General features: G+C 32.3%; 24 protein-coding genes. 20 read left to right on the top strand and 4 right to left on the bottom strand.

The window, feature by feature from the left end; genetic code table 11:
• The first annotated feature begins 7 nt into the window (after nt 1-7).
• From rlmB to purF, 11 genes are all read left to right on the top strand, one after another.
• Nucleotides 8-688 (top strand): 23S rRNA (guanosine(2251)-2'-O)-methyltransferase RlmB, encoded by a 681-nt coding sequence (gene rlmB / locus A0083_RS07365; RefSeq protein WP_197553122.1) that lies wholly within the window; start codon nt 8-10, stop codon nt 686-688.
• Nucleotides 681-1,574 carry a hypothetical protein gene (locus tag A0083_RS07360; protein ID WP_197553120.1) on the top strand — a complete coding sequence of 298 codons (894 nt, stop codon included), beginning with the start codon at nt 681-683 and terminating at the stop codon, nt 1,572-1,574. Before rlmB ends, A0083_RS07360 begins: the two co-directional genes overlap by 8 nt.
• Nucleotides 1,568-2,374 carry a hypothetical protein gene (locus tag A0083_RS07355; RefSeq protein WP_197553118.1) on the top strand — a complete coding sequence of 269 codons (807 nt, stop codon included), beginning with the start codon at nt 1,568-1,570 and terminating at the stop codon, nt 2,372-2,374. Before A0083_RS07360 ends, A0083_RS07355 begins: the two co-directional genes overlap by 7 nt.
• A gap of 12 nt (nt 2,375-2,386) precedes the next feature.
• Nucleotides 2,387-3,589: an LL-diaminopimelate aminotransferase gene (locus tag A0083_RS07350; protein ID WP_120760125.1), complete on the top strand. Its 1,203-nt coding sequence runs from the start codon at nt 2,387-2,389 to the stop codon at nt 3,587-3,589.
• Between the two features lies 1 nt (nt 3,590).
• Nucleotides 3,591-4,844, top strand: a complete 1,254-nt coding sequence (locus A0083_RS07345) for a homoserine dehydrogenase (protein WP_197553116.1) — start codon at nt 3,591-3,593, stop codon at nt 4,842-4,844.
• Complete coding sequence (locus tag A0083_RS07340) at nt 4,845-5,183, top strand: YraN family protein (protein ID WP_120760121.1); 339 nt, start codon at nt 4,845-4,847, stop codon at nt 5,181-5,183.
• A gap of 50 nt (nt 5,184-5,233) precedes the next feature.
• Nucleotides 5,234-5,548: a thioredoxin gene (gene trxA, locus A0083_RS07335; protein ID WP_039664580.1), complete on the top strand. Its 315-nt coding sequence runs from the start codon at nt 5,234-5,236 to the stop codon at nt 5,546-5,548.
• A gap of 118 nt (nt 5,549-5,666) precedes the next feature.
• Nucleotides 5,667-6,605 (top strand): thioredoxin-disulfide reductase, encoded by a 939-nt coding sequence (gene trxB, locus A0083_RS07330; RefSeq protein WP_197553114.1) that lies wholly within the window; start codon nt 5,667-5,669, stop codon nt 6,603-6,605.
• Nucleotides 6,606-6,727: 122 nt separating this feature from the next.
• On the top strand, nt 6,728-6,967 hold the full coding sequence (locus A0083_RS07325; RefSeq protein WP_392389816.1) for a PepSY-like domain-containing protein: 240 nt from the start codon (nt 6,728-6,730) through the stop codon (nt 6,965-6,967).
• 70 nt (nt 6,968-7,037) lie between these two features.
• A complete protein-coding gene (dapB, locus tag A0083_RS07320) occupies nt 7,038-7,766 on the top strand; it encodes a 4-hydroxy-tetrahydrodipicolinate reductase (protein WP_197553112.1) in 729 nt (242 codons plus the stop codon).
• Nucleotides 7,767-9,107 carry an amidophosphoribosyltransferase gene (gene purF / locus A0083_RS07315; RefSeq protein WP_120760117.1) on the top strand — a complete coding sequence of 447 codons (1,341 nt, stop codon included), beginning with the start codon at nt 7,767-7,769 and terminating at the stop codon, nt 9,105-9,107. It abuts the gene before it with no gap.
• A 3-nt stretch (nt 9,108-9,110) separates the two neighbouring features.
• Here the strand turns inward: purF and A0083_RS07310 are convergent, their stop codons facing one another.
• Genes A0083_RS07310 through ilvE form a run of 4 tightly spaced genes read right to left on the bottom strand, consistent with a single transcriptional unit; the run spans nt 9,111 to nt 12,196 of the window.
• Nucleotides 9,111-9,641, bottom strand: coding sequence for a DUF2393 family protein (locus A0083_RS07310; RefSeq protein ID WP_120760115.1), 531 nt, complete (start codon nt 9,639-9,641; stop codon nt 9,111-9,113).
• A complete protein-coding gene (locus tag A0083_RS07305) occupies nt 9,641-10,183 on the bottom strand; it encodes a DUF2393 family protein (protein ID WP_120760114.1) in 543 nt (180 codons plus the stop codon). The genes A0083_RS07310 and A0083_RS07305 overlap by 1 nt, the downstream gene beginning before the upstream one ends.
• Nucleotides 10,184-10,198: 15 nt before the next feature.
• A complete protein-coding gene (locus A0083_RS07300; RefSeq protein ID WP_197553110.1) occupies nt 10,199-11,269 on the bottom strand; it encodes a prohibitin family protein in 1,071 nt (356 codons plus the stop codon).
• 12 nt (nt 11,270-11,281) lie between these two features.
• Nucleotides 11,282-12,196 carry a branched-chain-amino-acid transaminase gene (gene ilvE / locus A0083_RS07295; protein WP_197553108.1) on the bottom strand — a complete coding sequence of 305 codons (915 nt, stop codon included), beginning with the start codon at nt 12,194-12,196 and terminating at the stop codon, nt 11,282-11,284.
• A 99-nt stretch (nt 12,197-12,295) separates the two neighbouring features.
• Here ilvE and A0083_RS07290 point away from each other — a divergent pair, with 99 nt between their 5' ends.
• The 9 genes from A0083_RS07290 to A0083_RS07250 all read left to right on the top strand — a co-directional run bounded on the left by A0083_RS07290 (nt 12,296) and on the right by A0083_RS07250 (nt 19,379).
• Nucleotides 12,296-12,502 carry a tautomerase family protein gene (locus A0083_RS07290; RefSeq protein ID WP_197553106.1) on the top strand — a complete coding sequence of 69 codons (207 nt, stop codon included), beginning with the start codon at nt 12,296-12,298 and terminating at the stop codon, nt 12,500-12,502.
• Entirely contained in the window at nt 12,499-12,960 is a 462-nt protein-coding gene (bcp, locus tag A0083_RS07285) for a thioredoxin-dependent thiol peroxidase (RefSeq protein ID WP_043020213.1), read from the top strand. Before A0083_RS07290 ends, bcp begins: the two co-directional genes overlap by 4 nt.
• Nucleotides 12,954-14,027 (top strand): epoxyqueuosine reductase QueH, encoded by a 1,074-nt coding sequence (locus A0083_RS07280; protein ID WP_197553104.1) that lies wholly within the window; start codon nt 12,954-12,956, stop codon nt 14,025-14,027. The genes bcp and A0083_RS07280 overlap by 7 nt, the downstream gene beginning before the upstream one ends.
• A 68-nt stretch (nt 14,028-14,095) precedes the next feature.
• Nucleotides 14,096-14,536, top strand: a complete 441-nt coding sequence (gene fabZ, locus A0083_RS07275; protein WP_039664568.1) for a 3-hydroxyacyl-ACP dehydratase FabZ — start codon at nt 14,096-14,098, stop codon at nt 14,534-14,536.
• Nucleotides 14,536-15,327 carry an acyl-ACP--UDP-N-acetylglucosamine O-acyltransferase gene (gene lpxA / locus A0083_RS07270; protein WP_043020211.1) on the top strand — a complete coding sequence of 264 codons (792 nt, stop codon included), beginning with the start codon at nt 14,536-14,538 and terminating at the stop codon, nt 15,325-15,327. Before fabZ ends, lpxA begins: the two co-directional genes overlap by 1 nt.
• Nucleotides 15,320-16,549, top strand: coding sequence for an ATP-dependent Clp protease ATP-binding subunit ClpX (gene clpX / locus A0083_RS07265; RefSeq protein ID WP_039664566.1), 1,230 nt, complete (start codon nt 15,320-15,322; stop codon nt 16,547-16,549). Before lpxA ends, clpX begins: the two co-directional genes overlap by 8 nt.
• Nucleotides 16,550-16,551: 2 nt before the next feature.
• Complete coding sequence (locus A0083_RS07260) at nt 16,552-17,589, top strand: rod shape-determining protein (protein ID WP_039664565.1); 1,038 nt, start codon at nt 16,552-16,554, stop codon at nt 17,587-17,589.
• Nucleotides 17,579-18,322, top strand: coding sequence for a rod shape-determining protein MreC (gene mreC, locus A0083_RS07255; RefSeq protein ID WP_197553102.1), 744 nt, complete (start codon nt 17,579-17,581; stop codon nt 18,320-18,322). The genes A0083_RS07260 and mreC overlap by 11 nt, the downstream gene beginning before the upstream one ends.
• Nucleotides 18,323-18,407: 85 nt before the next feature.
• Nucleotides 18,408-19,379 carry a catalase gene (locus A0083_RS07250; protein ID WP_197553100.1) on the top strand — a complete coding sequence of 324 codons (972 nt, stop codon included), beginning with the start codon at nt 18,408-18,410 and terminating at the stop codon, nt 19,377-19,379.

Below are 19,379 nucleotides of genomic sequence, written 5' to 3'. Positions count from 1 at the left end.
TTGAAGAATGATAGTTTATGGTAAGCAAGTGTTTTTTTATATTTTAGAAAAACACAAGGAAAAAATTAACGAAATCTATTTAGCAAAAGAATGTGAAAAAGCTGAGTTTTCCAAAATAGCTAAAGTATCTAAAAAAATCAAAAAACTTGATTTTAAAACCGCTCAAAGTTTAGCAAGAGGTGGAAATCATCAGGGTTTTTTAATGGATATTAGCGAGTATGAGTTTAGTTCTTTTGAAAGTTTAAAAGACAAAGACTTTATAGTTATTTTATACAATATTAGCGATGTGGGAAATATCGGTGCTATTGTCCGTAGTGCTTATGCGCTTGGTGCTGATGGTGTAATTTTAGTGGCAAAAAGTGTGGCCATTGATGGGGTTATTCGCGCAAGCAGCGGTGCAGCGTTGGATATGAAGATAGTTTTAAATGATGATGTTTTAAGTATGATCAATGAATTAAAACAAAAAGGCTTTTATATTTATGCTAGTGCAAGTGGGGGCAGTGATATACATACCATCAAAGCAAAAGAAAAAAAGGTTTTAATTATGGGGAGCGAGGGTTTTGGTATAGCTCTTAAGGTGCTTAAAAAGTGTGATGAGTGTGTGGGTATAAAAATGCACAATGATTTTGATAGTTTAAATGTAAGTGCAGCATTTGCAATACTTTGCGATAGGATGAAAAATGGATAGTTGGAAAAAATTAGAAGATTTAAATTTATTAGAAGTTCAAAAAAGAACCCAGATAGAATTAACTTGTCTTGAGTACATCATCAATAAAGATTTTAAATCTTTATCTCGTTTTAATGTAAACGGTTTTATAAAAATTTTACAAAGAGAATATGAGCTTGATTTTTCCACTTTTTTAGAAGAATATCATGCTTATTTAGAAGAAAATGGCATAGAAAGAAAAAACCAAGTACATATTTCACCGAGAATGAACTCATACACCAAAGAAAGTTCAAGTGTTTGGTATGTTGTTATCATTGTGGTGGTGCTTTTGATAGTAGCTTTGGCTTGGGGTGTTTCGAGATTTTTTCAAAGTTCCATTCTTGATGAAAATACTACTAATGTTTTAAACCAAGAACAAATTATATTAGAAGAAAAAATAGATGAAAATGAAAGCCATATGCCTAATTTCTTTTTAGATGAAATTTCTATTCCAAAAGAAAACAACGAAAGCAATGAAACTAATGCTATTAATTTGGATATTGATCAAAATCATACAAAATTAATTGAAAGTACCAAAAGCACTGAAGATAATTCAACTTTGATAAATAAAGAAGTAGTTTTGTTGAATGAAAGTGTGATAAAGCCTAGCGCAGAACTTTGGCTTGGAATGATAGATTTAAAAAACTATAGAAAAACTTCATTGACGATAAAAAATGATTATGTATTGTCTTTAGATAAGGATATGCTTATTACTACAGGGCACGCTGCATTTAGCTTGAATGATGAAAACAATAAAACTTTAGAATTTAAAAATGGAGTATCTAAGTTTTTAATGATTAAAGATGGAAAAATCAAACAAATCACTAAAGCTGAATTTATTAAAGAAAATAGAGGAAAATTATGGTAAAAATTTTCATATTTTCTATAGTTTTAACGCTTAATGCTTTTGCGTTAAGCGCCTTAGAAGTAGCGCGACATATTGTTAATGATGACTCTAAAAACGCACAGTTGGAGCTTTTGTTTGCAAGAAATGATTATAAAGATGAGTATGGCAATGTTGATATTTACACCATATCGCAAATTTTAAAAACCAATTCTTTGGCTAATTTTATTTTAAATGAGCCAAAAACTCTCACCTTTAGTTTTAAGGCACAGGCTGATTCGGTTTTATTTTTTAAAACTATCAACGACACTTTAAATGAGCTAGGTTATGTATATTTTATACCTACAGAGTTGACTTTAAGAGAAAATTATATCACTTATAAACTAGCAGTAGATTCTCAATATATGCTTGATCCAGGGGTTTTTTATAAAGCTTTATTATCAAGTTCTGTTTTTATTAAGGATATTTTTAAAATTTCTGAATTAAACTATGAATACGAGCTAGATTTTTCAAAAGCAAAGCCTAAAATCAATACCCAAATTCCTCTTAATACCATCATTCAGCTTAGTAAACCTTTGAGAGAATATATTGTTGATTTACAAGGTGCAAAAAGCATGGAATTAAGTGCGCATAATCTTGATTCTTGGTTTTGTAAAATTCAATTTTTAGATAAAAACTTAAATTTTATTCAAGGCGTAGAAAATACACATAAACAAAACGAAATTAATGTTAATATCCCATTAGGAGCAAAATATGCTATTATAGGGGATATGTTTAGCCTTGATAATATTAAAAGGGGTTTAAAAATTTACTTAAGACGCTAAAAAGGACGGACAATGTTTGATGAAATTCATTTTAATACCATAGAAAGACTTCCAAATTATGTTTTTGCTGAAGTTAATGCAATTAAAATGGCGGCAAGAAGAGCAGGGGAGGATATAATAGATTTTTCTATGGGAAATCCTGATGGAAAAACCCCGCAGCATATCATAGATAAGCTTTGTGAAAGTGCAAATAAAGACAAAACTTCAGGTTATTCTGCTTCGAGTGGAATTTATAAACTAAGACTCGCGATTTGCAACTGGTATAAAAGAAAATACAATGTTGATTTAGATCCTGAAAGTGAAGTGGTTGCAACGATGGGTTCTAAAGAAGGCTTTGTAAATTTAGCAAGAGCAGTGATTAATCCGGGCGATGTGGCTATTGTGCCTACACCTGCTTATCCTATTCATACCCAGGCTTTTATCATTGCAGGTGGCAATGTAGCGACAATGAATTTTGATTTTAATGAGAATTATGAGTTAAATGAAAATACTTTTTTTGAAAATTTGCAAAAAACTCTGCATGAGAGTATTCCACGTCCAAAATATGTGGTGGTAAATTTTCCACACAATCCTACAACTGTTACTGTGGAAAAGAGCTTTTATGAAAGATTAGTAGCTATGGCAAAAAAAGAAAGATTTTATATTATTTCTGATATTGCTTATGCGGACTTGACTTTTGGTTCTTATAAGACCCCTTCTATTTTTGAAGTTGAAGGTGCTAAAGATGTAGCAGTAGAGACTTATACACTTTCAAAATCTTATAATATGGCGGGTTGGCGCGTAGGTTTTGTTGTGGGAAACAAACGCTTAATCAGTGCTTTGAAGAAAATTAAATCATGGTTTGATTATGGTATGTATACTCCAATACAAGTTGCCGCAACTATTGCTTTAGATGGAGATCAAACTTGTGTTGAAGAGATCAAAGCAACTTATGCAAAAAGGTTGGAAGTATTGCTAGAATCATTTTATCAAGCAGGTTGGGAATTAAAAAGACCAAATGCAAGTATGTTTGTATGGGCAAAACTTCCGCAAAGCAAAGCTCATCTTGGTAGTATGGAATTTTCTAAACAACTTTTACAAAAGGCAAATGTTGCAGTAAGTCCGGGAGTAGGTTTTGGTGAGGCAGGTAATGAGTATGTTAGAATCGCTTTAATAGAAAATGAAAATCGCATTCGTCAGGCTGCTAGAAATATCAAAAAATATTTAAGAGAATAAAATGAAAATCGCAATTTTAGGCTATGGGACAGTTGGAAGTGCTGTTGTTGAAACATTATTAAAAAATCAAGAATTAATCAAAGCAAGATGTGATGAGAAAATTATTCCGGTGGTCGCTTTAGCAAGAAGTGCAAAACCAAATGCCTTAATTCCTGTGGTAAATGATATTGATGAAATTTTAAATCGTGATGATATTGATGTTTTTGTAGAATTAATGGGTGGTATAGAGCTACCTTTTGAATTAATTTCAAAGATTTTACAGAGAAAAAAAGCGGTTGTGACTGCCAATAAAGCTTTGCTTGCTTATCATCGCTATGAGCTTGAGAAATTAGCACAAAACACAGCTTTTGGTTATGAAGCTAGTGTGGCAGGCGGAATTCCTATCATTAAAATTTTAAAAGAGGGTTTAAGCGCTAATAATATCGTTTCAATTCAGGGTATTTTAAATGGGACTAGCAATTACATTTTAAGTAAAATGGCTGAAAATGATGCCCAATTTGATGAGGTTTTGAAAAAAGCTCAAGAATTAGGATATGCTGAAGCGGATCCAACTTTTGATATCGAAGGTTTTGATGCAGCGCATAAACTTTTGATTTTGGCTAATATCGCTTATGGCTTAAGAGTAAAACCTGAAGATATTTTGATCGAAGGTATTAGCAAGGTTGGTGATGAGGATATTTATTTTGCAAAAGAATTTGAATATACCATAAAACATTTGGGTATTGCTAAAATTAAAGAGGGAAAAATAGAGCTAAGAGCTCATCCTGCTATGTTAAGCAAAGATAGAATGTTAGCTAAAGTTGATGGTGTGATGAATGCTATTAGCGTTTATGGGGATATTTTAGGTGAAAGTTTGTATTATGGCCCAGGTGCTGGTGGCAAAGCAACTGCAAGTGCGGTTATAGCAGATTTAATTGACATTGCAAGAAAAGAAAAAAATAGTGCCATTTTTGGATATTTAAACGATACTTCTTATGAACTTTTAGAAAAAGATTCAATTTATACAAGATATTATTTAAGATTAAAAGTGTTGGATAAAATAGGGGTTTTGTCAAAAATCACACAATTAATGAGTGAGCATCAAATTTCCATCGATACTTTTTTGCAAAAACCAAAAAAAGAAAGACAAGATTACAGCACTTTGTTTTTCATCACTCATCAAACTTATGAGAAAAATATACAAGTACTTATTCAAAAATTGCAAGAGCAAGAATTTGTCCAAGGCGATGTTTTTATGATGAGAATTGAAGATTAGATGGCTTTATTGCACTATCTTTTTGGGAAAAAAGGTGAAGATTTAGCTTGTGAATATTTAAAAAAACATGGTTTTGAAATTCTTCAAAGAAATTTTCATTCTAAATTTGGAGAAGTTGATATCATTGCTAAAAAAGATGAAATTTTACATTTTATCGAAGTAAAAAGCACACAAGGTAATTATGAAGTGGCATATCGACTAGATGTGAAAAAATATCATAAACTTGTAAAAACAATACAATATTACTTTATGAAACACAAAGGAGAAGAAAATTTTCAATTAGATTTACTTTGTGTATACAAAGATGATATAAAACTACTAGAGAACATTAGCTATTAAGAGAATATTTATTCTAATTCAATAGAATTTAAAAAAATAAAGGAGAAAAAATGGGAAAATATATTGATTTAACAGCAGAAAATTTTGCACAAGCAAAAGAAGGTGTTGCGTTAGTAGACTTTTGGGCTCCATGGTGTGGACCTTGTAGAATGCTAGCTCCAGTTATTGATGAACTTGCAAATGATTTTGATGGTAAAGCTAAAATTTGTAAAGTTAATACAGATGAGCAAGGTGATTTGGCTGCTCAATTTGGTGTAAGATCTATCCCGACTATTATTTTCTTTAAAGATGGCGAAGTGGTAGATCAGCTAGTGGGCGCTCAATCAAAACAAGCATTAGCAGATAAACTAAACTCACTTTTATAATCTCAAGCCACTTTTTGTGGCTTTTTCTCACATTTTTTACTATTTAATAATTTTTATTATTTATAATTAAAGAAAAATTTGTATAATACTTATAAATACAAATTATAAGGAAGATAATATGTTAGACTTAGCTATTATAGGTGGTGGTCCTGCGGGCTTAAGTGCTGGTTTGTACGCTACTAGAGGTGGATTAAAAAACGTTGTTATGTTTGAAAAAGGTATGCCCGGGGGGCAAATTACTTCTAGCTCTGAAATCGAAAATTATCCCGGTGTTGCACAGGTTTTAGATGGAATTTCTTTTATGGCTCCATGGAATGAACAATGTATGCGTTTTGGCTTGAAACATGAAATGGTGGGAGTTGAGCAAGTTAGTAGAAATGATGATGGCAGTTTTACTATAAAGTTAGAAGGTGGAAAAAGCGAGCAGGCAAAAGCTGTGATTGTGTGTACAGGTTCTACACCGCGTCGTGCGGGTTTTAAAGGCGAAGATGAATTTTTTGGAAAAGGTGTAAGTACTTGTGCAACATGCGATGGCTTTTTTTATAAAAATAAAGAAGTTGCTGTTTTAGGTGGTGGAGATACTGCTTTAGAAGAGGCGTTGTATTTAGCAAATATATGCTCAAAAGTGTATTTAATACACAGAAGAGATGAATTTAGAGCTGCTCCTTCTACCGTGGAAAAAGTTAAAAACAACGATAAGATCGAATTAATCACTAATGCAGTAGTAGATGAAGTTTGTGGTGATAATATGGGTGTTAATAAGATCAAAATAGGAATGAAAGATGGCAGCAAAAGAGAACTTGATGTGCCTGGAATTTTCACCTTTGTGGGTTTAAATGTAAGAAATGAAATTTTAAAGCAAGATAATGGTGAATTTTTATGTACAATGGAAGAAGGTGGACAAGTAAATGTGGATCTTAAAATGCAAACTAATATTGCAGGATTGTTCGCAGCAGGAGATTTGAGAAAAGATGCTCCTAAGCAAGTAATATGCGCCGCAGGTGATGGTGCAGTTGCAGCACTCAGTGCTTTAGCTTATATTGAAAGTTTACATTAGTCTTCACATAAATTTCACATAAACTAACTAAGATTCTCCTACAAAAAATATAAGGAGAATCTAAAATGAAAAAAATATTAATCATAAGTGCTACTTTGGCTACTTTCTTAAGTGCAAATACAATGCAAAATCAACCTAACGCGCAATATTATCAAGAGCCTATGCAACAAGCATATCCTTATGCGCAAAATTATTATGGTCTATCTAAACCTATCATGGATAAAATTCAAAGTTCTTTTCCAGGTGCGTTTATCGTTGATGTAGATTGGGAAGATTTTGGATATGAAATCAAACTTAGTAATAATATGGAAATGTTTTTTGATAGGAATGGAAATTTTCTAGGTCAAAAATGGGATGATTAATCAAAAGTGTTATTTGCTTTTAAATAAATAAACGCTACAATTTTCCAAATTCTAAAAAGGTAGATTTTAAATGATAAATATCGGAATTCATGGAAGTAGTGGGCGTATGGGTACACAAATAAGGTTTTGTTTAGAAGGCGATGAGTTTGCAAAGTCAAGTGCCTTGTTTGATCAAGGCTCAAGTTATGAGGATTTTTTCGCAAAATGTGATGTGATAATTGACTTTTCTACCCCAAAAGGTTGTGAGGATTTGCTTTTATATGCAAGAAGCAATCCCAAGCCTTTGGTAATAGGCACAACAGGATTAGATGCTAAACAAAATGAATTGATGCAAAGTGCGAGCATTACCATGCCTATTCTTTATGCTACCAACATGTCTTTAGGTGTTGCAATTTTAAAAAAACTTTCTTATTTGGCAAGCGAAGCCTTAAGGGATTTTGATATAGAAATACTAGAAATGCATCATAATAAGAAAAAAGACGCTCCTAGTGGTACTGCTATGACTTTAGCACAAAGTGTTGCAAAGGCTAGAAATTTAGACTTAGAAAAGGTCAGAGTGAGTGGGAGAGATGGAATCATCGGACAAAGAAGTAAAGATGAGATAGCAGTAATGAGTTTAAGAGGTGGTGATATAGTTGGCTCGCATAGGGTTGGTTTTTATAATGAAGGCGAATTTATAGAATTAAATCATACCGCAACATCACGAGCTACTTTCGCAAAAGGTGCAATAAAATGTGCAAAATGGCTAGTTTCTCAAGAAAATGGCTTGTATGATATAGATGATTGTTTAGGAATTTAAATGTGTGCAGTAGTTGGAGTAATTAATTCAAAAAACGCAAGTACGGTGGCTTACTATGCTTTATTTGCGATGCAACATCGTGGGCAAGAGGCAAGCGGGATTAGTGTAAGTGATGGTTTAAATATTCAAACACATAAAGCTAAAGGCGAGGTTGGGCAAATTTTTAACACGCAAATTTTAGCAGAGCTCAAAGGTAGCATTGCTATTGGGCATAATCGTTATTCTACGGCTGGAAATTCTTCTTTGCATGATGCACAACCTGTTGCTGCTACTTGTTCTTTGGGTGATATTTCTTTGGTGCATAATGGAAATTTAATCAATAAAGAAGCGGTAAGAAAAGAGCTTATTGATAATGGTGCGATTTTTCATTCTAATATGGATACAGAAAATGTAGTACATTTGATCGCCAAAAGTAAAAAAGAAACTCTAAAAGATAGATTTATAGAAAGTTTAGCGCAAAGCAAAGGTGCATATTGCTTTATGTTGGCTAGTAAAAATCAACTTTTTGTAGTAAGAGATCCTTATGGGGTTAGACCTTTGTCTTTAGGTAGATTAAAAGATGGAGGGTATATCGTAGCAAGTGAAACATGTGCTTTTGATTTAATAGAAGCTGAATTTATTCGTGATGTAAAACCAGGCGAAATGTTGATTTTTACTCAAGGTAGTGATGAGATTGAAAGCATTCAGGTTTTTGATCAAGTTGATCCGAGAATTTGTGCGTTTGAGTATATTTATTTTGCTAGACCTGATAGTATTATAGAAGGTAAAAGCGTATATGAAGTACGTAAAAAAATGGGTGAAGCCTTGGCTAAAAAGTTTAAAGAGAAAGTGGATTTTGTAGTGCCTGTACCAGATAGTGGCGTGAGTGCTGCGATAGGATTTGCACAGTATTTAAAGATCCCGCTTGAAATGGCGATAGTTAGAAATCACTATGTAGGAAGAACCTTTATAGAGCCAACTCAAGAAATGAGAAATTTAAAAGTTAAATTAAAACTCAATCCTATGAAAAAAGTTTTAGAAGGTAAAGATATAGTAGTGATTGATGATAGTGTTGTAAGAGGTACAACTTCTAAAAAAATTATTGCTCTTTTAAGGCAGGCAGGGGCAAGAAAAATTCATCTAGCCATAGCATGTCCAGAAATCAAATTTCCTGATATTTATGGTATTGACACTCCAACATTTGAAGAGTTAATCTCTGCTAATAAAAATGTTGAAGAAGTTAGAGAGTATACAGGTGCAGATAGTTTAACTTTCTTAGATATCAATGAGTTGGTTTCAAGTATAGGTAATGAAAGAAAGTATTCATTGATTAGTTTTGATGGGGATTATTTTATTCAATAATCCTTATCGACATTTTAGCTGTTTAAATACTTTATAGCTTTGAAATTGGGGTGGCAATGCCACTTCAAATGAAAAGTCTTTGTATGTATTGCCTGGAAGATACTTAACAATGTTTATATTGTAAGATACATCTCTTTGTTCTTGGTTGGCTTTTTTGATACTGTCAAAATTTTGCTGATTAAAAATTTCTCCGCCAACCTCTTTTTTTCTATAATCATCAATAATTCTAAGCTCTAAAAAGCATTCTGAAATTTTAAAGTTGGTGTCGTTGGTTACCCTACCTTTGACAATAATACTTTCAGATGCTAAGCGTCTATAGGTTGAAAAGTTGCTTAAGCTCGCTTTTTTGGTGTATTGGTCTATAGTTAATGATAAAGAAATTGTTAAAATCAAAGCCAAAACAAAACTAATTACACAAAAAATAATCATATGTTTTTTGTTTTGCACTTTAATGTAAAGTAAGATCCAAACTAAAGCAGTGGAAGCTAACATCATGAAAATAACCAGAATATGAAAAATAGTAAAATATCCCATTAAAAGCACTTTGAATGAAGTTGAATGTCAAAATCTTGACCTTCATTAAAATCGGAAAATTTAGTTTTTAAGTTAATAGTTTGTTCTGGTTTTATTGTTTTTTCTATGATGCTAGATTTACTTCTTAGTGGTTTGATGGTGTGTATAATTTTTTCTATAGAATTTGAATGATTATCATCAATTTTTTTAAATACCTCTACTTTTAACTTACAATAATTAAAATTATTTTTAGAAGTGTTGGTTAAACTATAATCTACACTTAAAGAATTATCATACACAAAAAATTGTGCATTGTCTAAATGAGTGATTCTAGATCTTACTTTGGTGTCGATTAAAAAATATCCTAAATATGCAATAGCGCTAGAGCACAAAAAACCTAAAAAAATTACCGTAAAAGCAAAAGCAGGTTTATTTCTAATGATTAAAGCAATAAATAGAGTGATAATGAAAAAAAATATAACTAAAACCATTAGTAAAAAATCAATCAAGTGCAAATGAGTGGTATAGAAAATCATTTGCTCTCGAATGTGTTGAACGTTCATTATCACTCTTTTAATTTAGTTTGCCATTGAGCTTGTTTTTTTGCTATCTTTGCTATCAACCCAAATATTTGGCACTGCTCCACCAGGTGTTAAGAAGATTTTAGCATCTTGGTTAACTTTAAGTGCTTCGTTGAATTGTTTTTGAGTTTCGATTTGTTTTAAGCTAAGCAAAGGAGCATTTAAGCTTTTTGCGATTTCTCTATTAGAATATGCTTGTGCATCGGCTTCTATTTTTACAGCACTTGCTCTACCTTTAGCGCTAATAATAGTAGCATTTGCTTCCCCTTCGGCTAAAGCGGCTTTTTTGAGTGCTTCTTGGTTGGCTCTTTCAACTTCATATTTGGTTCTTTCAGCCTCTTGTTTGGCAATTTGAACTCTTTCAATTTGTTCTTTTACTTTGATAGGTAAAATAATCTCTCTAAGTTGTACTGCTTGGAGTTCTGCTGGTTCGTTTGGTTGACTTTCTATGGTTTTTCTAATACCTTGATCAATTTGTACTGCTATGGTGTTACGATTAGTTGGTAGTTCTTCAGCGGTGTATTGTCCTACAACATTTCTTACTACATCCCTAACTACTGGATCGATGATTTTATTTTCCCAGTTTAATCCCCAAGTTGCAATAGTTTGAGGCACTTGTAAAGGGTTTAGTCTATATTGTACAGTTACATCAATAGATACAGGTAAACCTCTTGAATCAAGCACAGAAATACTGTTTTTATTAACCACACCTGAGCCTATATGTAAATTTTCGTTTACACCTTCAATTGAAGCGTAATTGATTTGTCGAACTCTAGTGTCTACGATGGTAATTTTTTGCAATACAGGCATAAAAAAGTGAAGTCCTGGTTCTAAAGGAGTAGGGCTGTATTTACCGGTGGTAGATTTGATCCCCATTTCACCTGAATTAACAATGGCAAAAGGTTTAAAAAGCGCAAAAATTAAAATTATAGCAATTGCACTATAAATAAGTGGAGAAAATTTTCCAAAGCCTTTGAAGTTAAATTCAGGTGCTTTGAAATTCAAGTTTTGCTTATTATTGTTTTGATTGTTTTTTTTGTTAAAATAATCATTCAAATCAGCTGGCATTAAGTTCCTTTATTAAATGTAAGTTAGCATTGAAGCGTATTTTTCATTGCGTCCATAAACTACATCAAAATACGCATTTTGGAGCTTTGTTGTTAGCTCACCTCTTTTTCCATTTCCTATAATTCTTGCGTCTATATTATTAATTGGAGTGATTTCTGCTGCAGTTCCTGTAAAAAATGCTTCATCAGCAACATAAACTTCATCTCTTGAAATTCTTTGACGCACTATGCTTATACCTAAATCATGCGCAATTTTTAAAACCGTATCTTGCGTAATGCTTTTTAAAGAAAAATCATTTGGAGGAGTGATTAGTTTTCCATCTTTTATCATAAAGAAACACTCACCTGTTCCTTCTGCTATAAAACCTTCCTCATCTAGCATTAAAGCTTCTTCATATCCTGCTTCAATAGCTTCAAATTTAGCCATTTGGGAATTTAAGTAATTTGCGCTTGCTTTTGCTTTACCTAGGCTAGATTTTACACTATTTCTTGCAAAAGATGAAATTTTTACTTTAATACCTTTTTCTAAACCTTCCTCGCCCAAATATGCACCCCATTCCCATGCAGCAATAGCCACCCTAACAGGTGCATTGGCATGGTAGACTCCCATAGTGCCATCTCCTAAAAAAATCAAAGGACGCAAATATACATTGCTTTGAAAGTTATTTGCTTTTAAAAGTTCAATTTGAGCATTTTCAAGTTCTTCTTGCGAATAAGGAGAGTTGATTAAAGTGATTTTTGCGGATTCTAAAAGTCTTTTGGTATGTTCTTTTAGTCTAAAAATCGCCAATCCATTTTGCGTTTTATAAGCTCTTGTTCCTTCAAAAACCGCGTTTCCATAATGTAATGAATGTGTTAAAACATGAATTTTTGCATCTTCAAAATCAATGATTTTTCCATCCATCCAAATTTTTTTTGCCCTAATCATAAGTTGGTCCTTCTTGAAAATAAAATCAATTTTATCAAAAATATACTAATAATTGCTAGAATATAGTAAAATTCTTTATTTTATAAAAAAGGAAAAAGTATGCCAATTATTAATATCAAGTTAGCTAAGCCAGATTTTAGTAAAGAGCAAAAGGAAGAATTAATAGCAGATATCACAGAGCTTTTGCATACAAAATACAATAAGCCAAAACAAAATATAGTGATTATGCTTGAAAGCATTGAGCCTTATGATATTGCTTTTGGAGGAGAAAGCGTAGAAAAATTAAGATCAAAAGGTAACAAATGAAAGAGTTGCAAGTAGGAGATAAGGCACCGGTTTTTGAGCTTTTAAATCAAGATGGTGTGAAAATTTCATTAAGTGATTTTTTAGGAAAAAAGGTTGTTTTGTATTTTTATCCAAAAGATAACACCCCAGGTTGCACTACACAAGCTTGCGAGTTTAGTCAACATTATGAAGTTTTTTTGGAACAAAATGCTGTGATTATAGGTGTTAGTCCTGATAGTGTGAAGTCGCATGAAAATTTTATAAAAAAATATGATTTAAAGCATATTTTATTAAGCGATAGTGAAAAAGAAATCTGTAAACTTTATGGAGCGTGGGGTTTAAAGAAAAATTATGGCAAAGAATATGAAGGACTTATAAGATCTACTTTTGTGATCGATGTAGATGGAAATATTGCAAAAATATATAAAAACGTAAGAGCTAAAGATCATGCTTTTAAGGTGTTACAAGAATTATGCTAGTTCATATTTGTTGTAGTGTTGATAGTCATTATTTTATACAAGAATTAAGCAAAGCTTATCCTGATGAGAAGATCATCGGATATTTTTATGATCCAAATATTCATCCTTATAGCGAGCATGAGCTTAGATTTTTAGATGTTAAGCGTAGTTGTGATAAATTAGGTATTAAGCTATATAAAGGCGAGTATGAATATGAAAAATGGCTTGAGAGTGTAAAAGGTTATGAAGATGAGCCTGAAAAAGGCGCTAGATGTCAAATTTGTTTTGATTTTAGAATGCAAAAAAGCGTTGAATTTGCTCAAAAAATAGGAGAAAAAAGGCTTACTACAACCCTTTTAACTTCTCCAAAAAAAGATTTGGAGCAATTAAAGCTAGCGCTACAAAAAGAATGTGATAAATTTGGCATAGAGTTTTTAGCTCCTGATTTTAGAAAAAATGGAGGCACGCAAAGACAATTTGCCTTAGCTAAGCAAGATATGCTTTATCATCAAAATTATTGTGGTTGTATTTATGCGCTTGCGAAGCAAAAAAGTCAAAAAGCTTTTATTGATGAGCTTATGAGTCCTATTAACAAACAAGTATTGCCCTCAAGTATAGAAGAAAAAATCAAATTATACAATCAAGTTAAAAATTTAGAAAAAAAAGGCATTCAGTTTGCAATCCAAAGAGAGAAATTTTTAAATTATCGTTTGTTAAGAGCTTTGATAAAACAAAACAAACAAGCTATAAAAGCCCATGTTTTATTTTATTCACACTTTAAAAATTCATATACTAAATTCAGTATTTTAGAAGAAGGATTGAAGCATTATAAAAGTGTAAAAGATGAGATTAATCTATGGAGTTTTGATTACCTAAATAGTTTGTGTAAAATGCGTTTTAGGGATTTTGAAGACTTTTTGCAAAACCCCTTAAAAGTGGAACAAGAAATTAAAATAAGACAAAAGCACTTTGGAGCTTATGATCTTTCTCCGCTTGTGATTGTGGAAAAAATCAACAAAGGGTCATATGAATTTATAGCTAAAAGTGAAATTTATTTTGACAGTAGAGAAAAGATAGTGAAGTTATAAAACTTAATTAGTTTATTAATATTTTTTTTGTAAAATCTGAATTTTGAATATATTTTAAGGCTAAATTTATGATAGATGTAATGCAAATTCAAAAAATTTTACCACATAGGTATCCATTTTTACTTGTTGATAAAATCGTGGAATTAAAAAACAAAGAAGTTGTTAGAGGTTATAAAAATATTAGTATCAGTGATCATGTTTTTATGGGACATTTTCCAGGCCATCCAATTTATCCAGGAGTACTGATTTTAGAAGGTATGGCGCAAACTGGTGGAGTATTGGCTTTTGAAAGTATGGACGATAAAGTGGATCCAAGCGAAAAAGTGGTTTATTTTACAGGAATTGATAATGCTAAATTCAGAAATCCTGTGCGTCCTGGTGATAGACTTGATTATGAAATGAGTGTTGTTAAAAATCGTGGAAATATGTGGATTTTTCAAGGAAAAGCTTTTGTAGATGGACAATTAGTTGCAGAAGCTGAACTTAAAGCCATGATAGTAGATAAATAATGAGCAAAATACATCCAAGTGCAGTTATAGAAGATGGGGCTATCATAGCAGATGATGTGGTGGTAGAAGCCTATGCTTATGTTGGAAAAAATGCTAATATAGGTGCAAACAGTGTTATTAAGCAAGGTGCGAGAATTTTGCCTAATGTGACTATAGGTGAGAATTCAAAAGTTTTTTCTTATGCTATAGTGGGAGATATTCCGCAAGATATTTCCTATAAAGATGAAATTAATTCAGGTGTTATTATAGGAAAAAATGCGGTTATTAGAGAATTTGTGACTATTAATTCGGGTACAGCTAAAGGCGATGGTTTTACAAGAATAGGCGATAATGCTTTTATCATGGCTTATTCGCATATTGCACATGATTGTATTTTGGGAGATCATATTATTTTAGCAAATAATGCCACTTTAGCAGGACATGTAGAACTTGGTGATTATACTGTAGTGGGTGGACTTACCCCTATTCATCAGTTTGTTAAAGTGGGCGAGGGTTGTATGATAGCAGGCGCTAGTGCGCTTTCTCAAGATGTGGTGCCATTTTGTCTAGCTGAGGGCAACCGTGCAAGTATTAGAAGCTTGAATTTGGTGGGTATAAGAAGACGTTTTGATAAAGATGAAGTGGATGTATTAAGTAGGGCCTTTAAATTTTTATTCAGACAAGGAAATTTAAAAGACAATGCTTTAAATTTATTGGAAAATACCTCGAGTGAAAATGTTAAAAAAATGTGCAATTTTATTTTAGAAACAAAAAGAGGAATTCCTATATATAAGGAAAAAAACCATGGTTAAAAGATGTAGTTTTTGCAACGAAATAGAAACAAGTGAAAGAAGAATTTTGGTCAATGATTATAATAATGCTTTCATTTGTGAATACTGTGCTGAAAGTGCTTGTAATATTTTCTTTGGAGAAGAAAAAGAACTAAAAAACAAAGAAGTAGATAAAGAGAATTTTAAAGATATAACTCCTAAGGAGTTGAAAGCGTATTTAGATAAATATGTCATCGGACAAGATAGAGCTAAAAAAATCTTTAGTGTAGGGGTGTATAATCACTATAAAAGACTTTTTAAATCGGATTTGGAAGATGATGATACAGAATTAGCCAAGTCTAATATCTTGCTAGTGGGTCCAACTGGAAGTGGGAAAACTTTACTAGCACAAACTTTGGCAAGATTTTTAGATGTGCCTATTGCAATTTGTGATGCAACTTCTTTAACAGAAGCAGGTTATGTAGGGGAAGATGTTGAAAATATCTTAACGCGTCTTTTGCAGGCCGCAGATGGTGATGTGCAAAGAGCTCAAAAAGGAATTATATTTATCGATGAAATTGATAAAATTGCAAGAATGGGAGAAAACCGATCTATTACAAGAGATGTAAGCGGAGAAGGTGTGCAACAAGCTTTACTTAAAATCATTGAAGGTTCTTTGGTGAATATCCCGCCAAAGGGTGGTAGAAAACATCCTAATCAAGATTTTATACAAATTGATACGACCAATATTTTATTTGTTTGCGGGGGTGCTTTTGATGGTATTGGTGATATCATTAAAAGAAAACTAGGTGATAATGTCATGGGCTTTTTTACTGATGATAAAAAAGACACAAAAGAAGCCTTACTGCAAAGACTAGAACCTGATGATTTGGTACATTTTGGACTTATTCCTGAACTTATAGGAAGACTGCATGTATTGGCTTCTTTGGAAGAGCTTGATGAAGAGAGTATGGTGCGTATTTTAACAGAGCCAAAAAATGCCATTATTAAACAGTATCAAAAGCTTTTTGCTATTGATAATGTGGAATTAAAATTTGAAGATGATGCTTTAAGAGAAATTGCTAAGCTATCGCTAGAGCGTAAAACAGGTGCTAGAGGCTTAAGAAGTATTATTGAAGAAATGATGGTGGATTTGATGTTTGACTTGCCAGAATATCATGGATATAGCATAGTCATTACAAAAGAAGTGATCAAAGAGGGTGCTAAACCTTTATTTATAAAAAATAAAAAAATTAAAGGCTGAGAATGATTTTAGATCAAATAATTGGATTTTTTTCAAGTGATATGGGTATTGACTTAGGTACTGCAAATACTTTGGTTTTGGTAAAAGACAAAGGTATAGTTATTGATGAGCCATCGGTGGTTGCGGTAGAGCGTGAAAGATATGGTAGAGTAAAAATTTTAGCAGTGGGAAAAGAAGCTAAAGAAATGGTGGGTAAAACACCGGGTAATATCGAAGCGATCCGTCCTATGAAAGATGGTGTGATTGCTGATTTTGATATGACTGAAAAAATGATCCGTTATTTTATAGAAAAAACTCATAGAAGAAAATCTTTTTTAAGACCTAGAATTATCATTTCAGTGCCTTATGGTCTAACTCAGGTTGAGAGAAAAGCTGTAAGAGAAAGTGCTTTAAGTGCGGGCGCTAGAGAGGTGTTTTTGATCGAAGAACCTATGGCTGCAGCTATTGGTGCAAATTTACCAGTTAGAGAGCCTCAAGGAAGCTTGGTGGTTGATATTGGTGGGGGTACAACAGAGATTGGAGTAACTTCTTTGGGCGGACTTGTAATATCAAAATCAATCCGCACAGCAGGAGATAAACTTGATACTAGTATAGTAAATTATGTAAAAGAAAAATATAACCTTGTTATAGGTGAAAGAACAGGCGAAGAGATTAAAATCGCCATAGGTTCAGCAGTGCAACTTCCAAAAGAACTTTCTATGGTAGTTAAAGGACGCGATCAAGTAACAGGTTTATTAAATAGGATTGAATTAACAAGTGAAGATGTAAGAGAGGCAATGCGTGAGCACTTAAAAGAAATTGCTGATGCGTTAAAAATTGTTCTTGAAATGATGCCACCTGATCTTGCGGCAGATATTGTTGAAAATGGTGTTGTTTTAACTGGCGGTGGAGCTTTGATACGCGGACTTGATAAGTATCTATCAGAAATTGTAAAACTTCCAGTTTATGTAGCTGATGAACCACTTTTAGCAGTTGCAAAAGGAACGGGTAAGGCTTTAGAAGAAATTTCATTATTGCATCAACTAACGAATGAAGAGTAAAATTCTTAGCGTATTAATCTTATCTTTTTTGGTATTCATTTCGTTTTATTATGGTGATGTAATAAAGCGAAATGTTTTAGATTTAAATATTGCTATTGTTAATCAATTCTCTCAAAGTCTTGAACTTCTAAAAAATAAATTTAATGAACATTTCAATCAAGCTCAAGAGATTAGACATTTAAGAGAAAGAAATGCTGAGCTTGAAAAAAACAACATTTATATGAAAAATTTTGCCAATGAATTAAATAATATTTTAAGTGATAAAAACTCAAGTTTTTATTATCCTAATGTGAGTTTAGTTAAGGCAACTTCTTATGCGCAAATTAGTGATTATCATAAGGTTTGGCTTGATATTGACTATAAGGGAAAAATCAAAGGTTTGATTTATAATGGCTATACAGCGGGTATCGTGATAGAAAAAAATGGCAGAGCTTTGGGGCTTTTACAAGGTGATGAGGAATGTATTTTTTCTGTATATATAGGCAAAGAGCAAGCACCAGGTATAGCTCATGGTAGAAATGATTATGTTTTGGTTAAGTATATCCCTAAATGGCTTGAGCTTAAAATCGGAGATAAAGTCTATACAAGTGGCTTAGATGAGATTTTCTTTTCAGGAATACCCGTGGGGGAAATTTATAAAGTAGAGGAAGAGGGTGCTTACCAAAATGCTTATGTTAAGCCATATGTAAAAATGAAAGTGCCGAGTTATTTTTATATGGTGGAAAATTTATAGCAAAGCATTATTTATTTTAATTGATATAAATTATTATTTATAATTAGGTATTACAATATCTCCTAAGTTAAAATTAGGAGCTTTAATGAAAAAATATATTAACACTTGTTTGGTGGCTTGTTGCTTAAGTGGCATTGTTTATGCAAATGATGTAGAGTATGATGCGCAAAAAATAGCAGACATTTTTTACCAACTCAATGCAGATCCTAAAAATCCAAAAGCAAAAGTTAACCACGCAAAGGGTTTTTGTGCTATGGGGTCTTTTGAACCAGCTCAATCAATCAATAGAGAAATTGACGTGCCTTTGTTGATGCAGAAAAAATTACCAATTCAAGTAAGGTATTCTTTGGGCGGAGCTTTTAAAGATGATAAAAGCAAAACAAGAGGTATGGCTATTAGAATTACTAGTCCCAAAGACTCTGCCTCTTGGACTATGGTAATGTTAAATACAGAAATAAATTTTGCAAAAAATCCTAAAGAATTTGGTCAGTTTTTTGAAATGAGACTTCCAGTTAATGGTAGAGTTGATCAAGAAAAAATAAGTAAAATGATACAAGAAGTCGATTCATATAGAAATTTTGTTGCATATACTGATAAAATAGGCATTAGCAAGAGTGTTGCAAATACTCCGTTTTTTAGCATACATACTTTTTATTTTAAACAAGCAGGGAGTGAAGATTATTTGCCAGCAAGATGGAAATTAGTTCCAAGTGAGGGTGTAAAATACTTAAACGAAATGCAGATAAAAAATGCAAGTAGTGATTTTTTAAAAGAAGATTTTCAAAATCGTGTAAAATTAAACCAACCGGTAGAATACAAAATGTACTTGGTATATGCAAACCAAGATGATATTACTGATGAAACAACAGCATTGTGGAGTGGTAAGCATAAAGAAAGTTTAGTTGGAACTTTTAAGGTAGATGCATTAAGCGATGAAGATTGTAATTTTGATGTGTTTTTTCCTTCAGATATACCTCAAGGAGTTAATCCACCAAAAGATCCTTTGTTTGATGTGAGAAATGAAGCTTATGCTATAACTTTTGGCAATCGTCAGTAA

Source organism: Campylobacter sp. 2014D-0216 (assembly GCF_014931215.1).
GTDB lineage: Bacteria > Campylobacterota > Campylobacteria > Campylobacterales > Campylobacteraceae > Campylobacter_D.
This window is presented reverse-complemented; position numbering and strand designations above follow the sequence as displayed.

What these genes read in the sequence shown, in the direction of transcription:
- rlmB (WP_197553122.1), top strand. Translation starts at nt 8, where the DNA reads ATGATAGTTTATGGTAAGCAAGTGTTTTTTTATATTTTAGAAAAACAC.
- A0083_RS07360 (WP_197553120.1), top strand. Translation starts at nt 681, where the DNA reads ATGGATAGTTGGAAAAAATTAGAAGATTTAAATTTATTAGAAGTTCAA.
- A0083_RS07355 (WP_197553118.1), top strand. Translation starts at nt 1,568, where the DNA reads ATGGTAAAAATTTTCATATTTTCTATAGTTTTAACGCTTAATGCTTTT.
- A0083_RS07350 (WP_120760125.1), top strand. Translation starts at nt 2,387, where the DNA reads ATGTTTGATGAAATTCATTTTAATACCATAGAAAGACTTCCAAATTAT.
- A0083_RS07345 (WP_197553116.1), top strand. Translation starts at nt 3,591, where the DNA reads ATGAAAATCGCAATTTTAGGCTATGGGACAGTTGGAAGTGCTGTTGTT.
- A0083_RS07340 (WP_120760121.1), top strand. Translation starts at nt 4,845, where the DNA reads ATGGCTTTATTGCACTATCTTTTTGGGAAAAAAGGTGAAGATTTAGCT.
- trxA (WP_039664580.1), top strand. Translation starts at nt 5,234, where the DNA reads ATGGGAAAATATATTGATTTAACAGCAGAAAATTTTGCACAAGCAAAA.
- trxB (WP_197553114.1), top strand. Translation starts at nt 5,667, where the DNA reads ATGTTAGACTTAGCTATTATAGGTGGTGGTCCTGCGGGCTTAAGTGCT.
- A0083_RS07325 (WP_392389816.1), top strand. Translation starts at nt 6,728, where the DNA reads ATGCAAAATCAACCTAACGCGCAATATTATCAAGAGCCTATGCAACAA.
- dapB (WP_197553112.1), top strand. Translation starts at nt 7,038, where the DNA reads ATGATAAATATCGGAATTCATGGAAGTAGTGGGCGTATGGGTACACAA.
- purF (WP_120760117.1), top strand. Translation starts at nt 7,767, where the DNA reads ATGTGTGCAGTAGTTGGAGTAATTAATTCAAAAAACGCAAGTACGGTG.
- A0083_RS07310 (WP_120760115.1), bottom strand. Translation starts at nt 9,641, where the DNA reads ATGGGATATTTTACTATTTTTCATATTCTGGTTATTTTCATGATGTTA.
- A0083_RS07305 (WP_120760114.1), bottom strand. Translation starts at nt 10,183, where the DNA reads ATGAACGTTCAACACATTCGAGAGCAAATGATTTTCTATACCACTCAT.
- A0083_RS07300 (WP_197553110.1), bottom strand. Translation starts at nt 11,269, where the DNA reads ATGCCAGCTGATTTGAATGATTATTTTAACAAAAAAAACAATCAAAAC.
- ilvE (WP_197553108.1), bottom strand. Translation starts at nt 12,196, where the DNA reads ATGATTAGGGCAAAAAAAATTTGGATGGATGGAAAAATCATTGATTTT.
- A0083_RS07290 (WP_197553106.1), top strand. Translation starts at nt 12,296, where the DNA reads ATGCCAATTATTAATATCAAGTTAGCTAAGCCAGATTTTAGTAAAGAG.
- bcp (WP_043020213.1), top strand. Translation starts at nt 12,499, where the DNA reads ATGAAAGAGTTGCAAGTAGGAGATAAGGCACCGGTTTTTGAGCTTTTA.
- A0083_RS07280 (WP_197553104.1), top strand. Translation starts at nt 12,954, where the DNA reads ATGCTAGTTCATATTTGTTGTAGTGTTGATAGTCATTATTTTATACAA.
- fabZ (WP_039664568.1), top strand. Translation starts at nt 14,096, where the DNA reads ATGATAGATGTAATGCAAATTCAAAAAATTTTACCACATAGGTATCCA.
- lpxA (WP_043020211.1), top strand. Translation starts at nt 14,536, where the DNA reads ATGAGCAAAATACATCCAAGTGCAGTTATAGAAGATGGGGCTATCATA.
- clpX (WP_039664566.1), top strand. Translation starts at nt 15,320, where the DNA reads ATGGTTAAAAGATGTAGTTTTTGCAACGAAATAGAAACAAGTGAAAGA.
- A0083_RS07260 (WP_039664565.1), top strand. Translation starts at nt 16,552, where the DNA reads ATGATTTTAGATCAAATAATTGGATTTTTTTCAAGTGATATGGGTATT.
- mreC (WP_197553102.1), top strand. Translation starts at nt 17,579, where the DNA reads ATGAAGAGTAAAATTCTTAGCGTATTAATCTTATCTTTTTTGGTATTC.
- A0083_RS07250 (WP_197553100.1), top strand. Translation starts at nt 18,408, where the DNA reads ATGAAAAAATATATTAACACTTGTTTGGTGGCTTGTTGCTTAAGTGGC.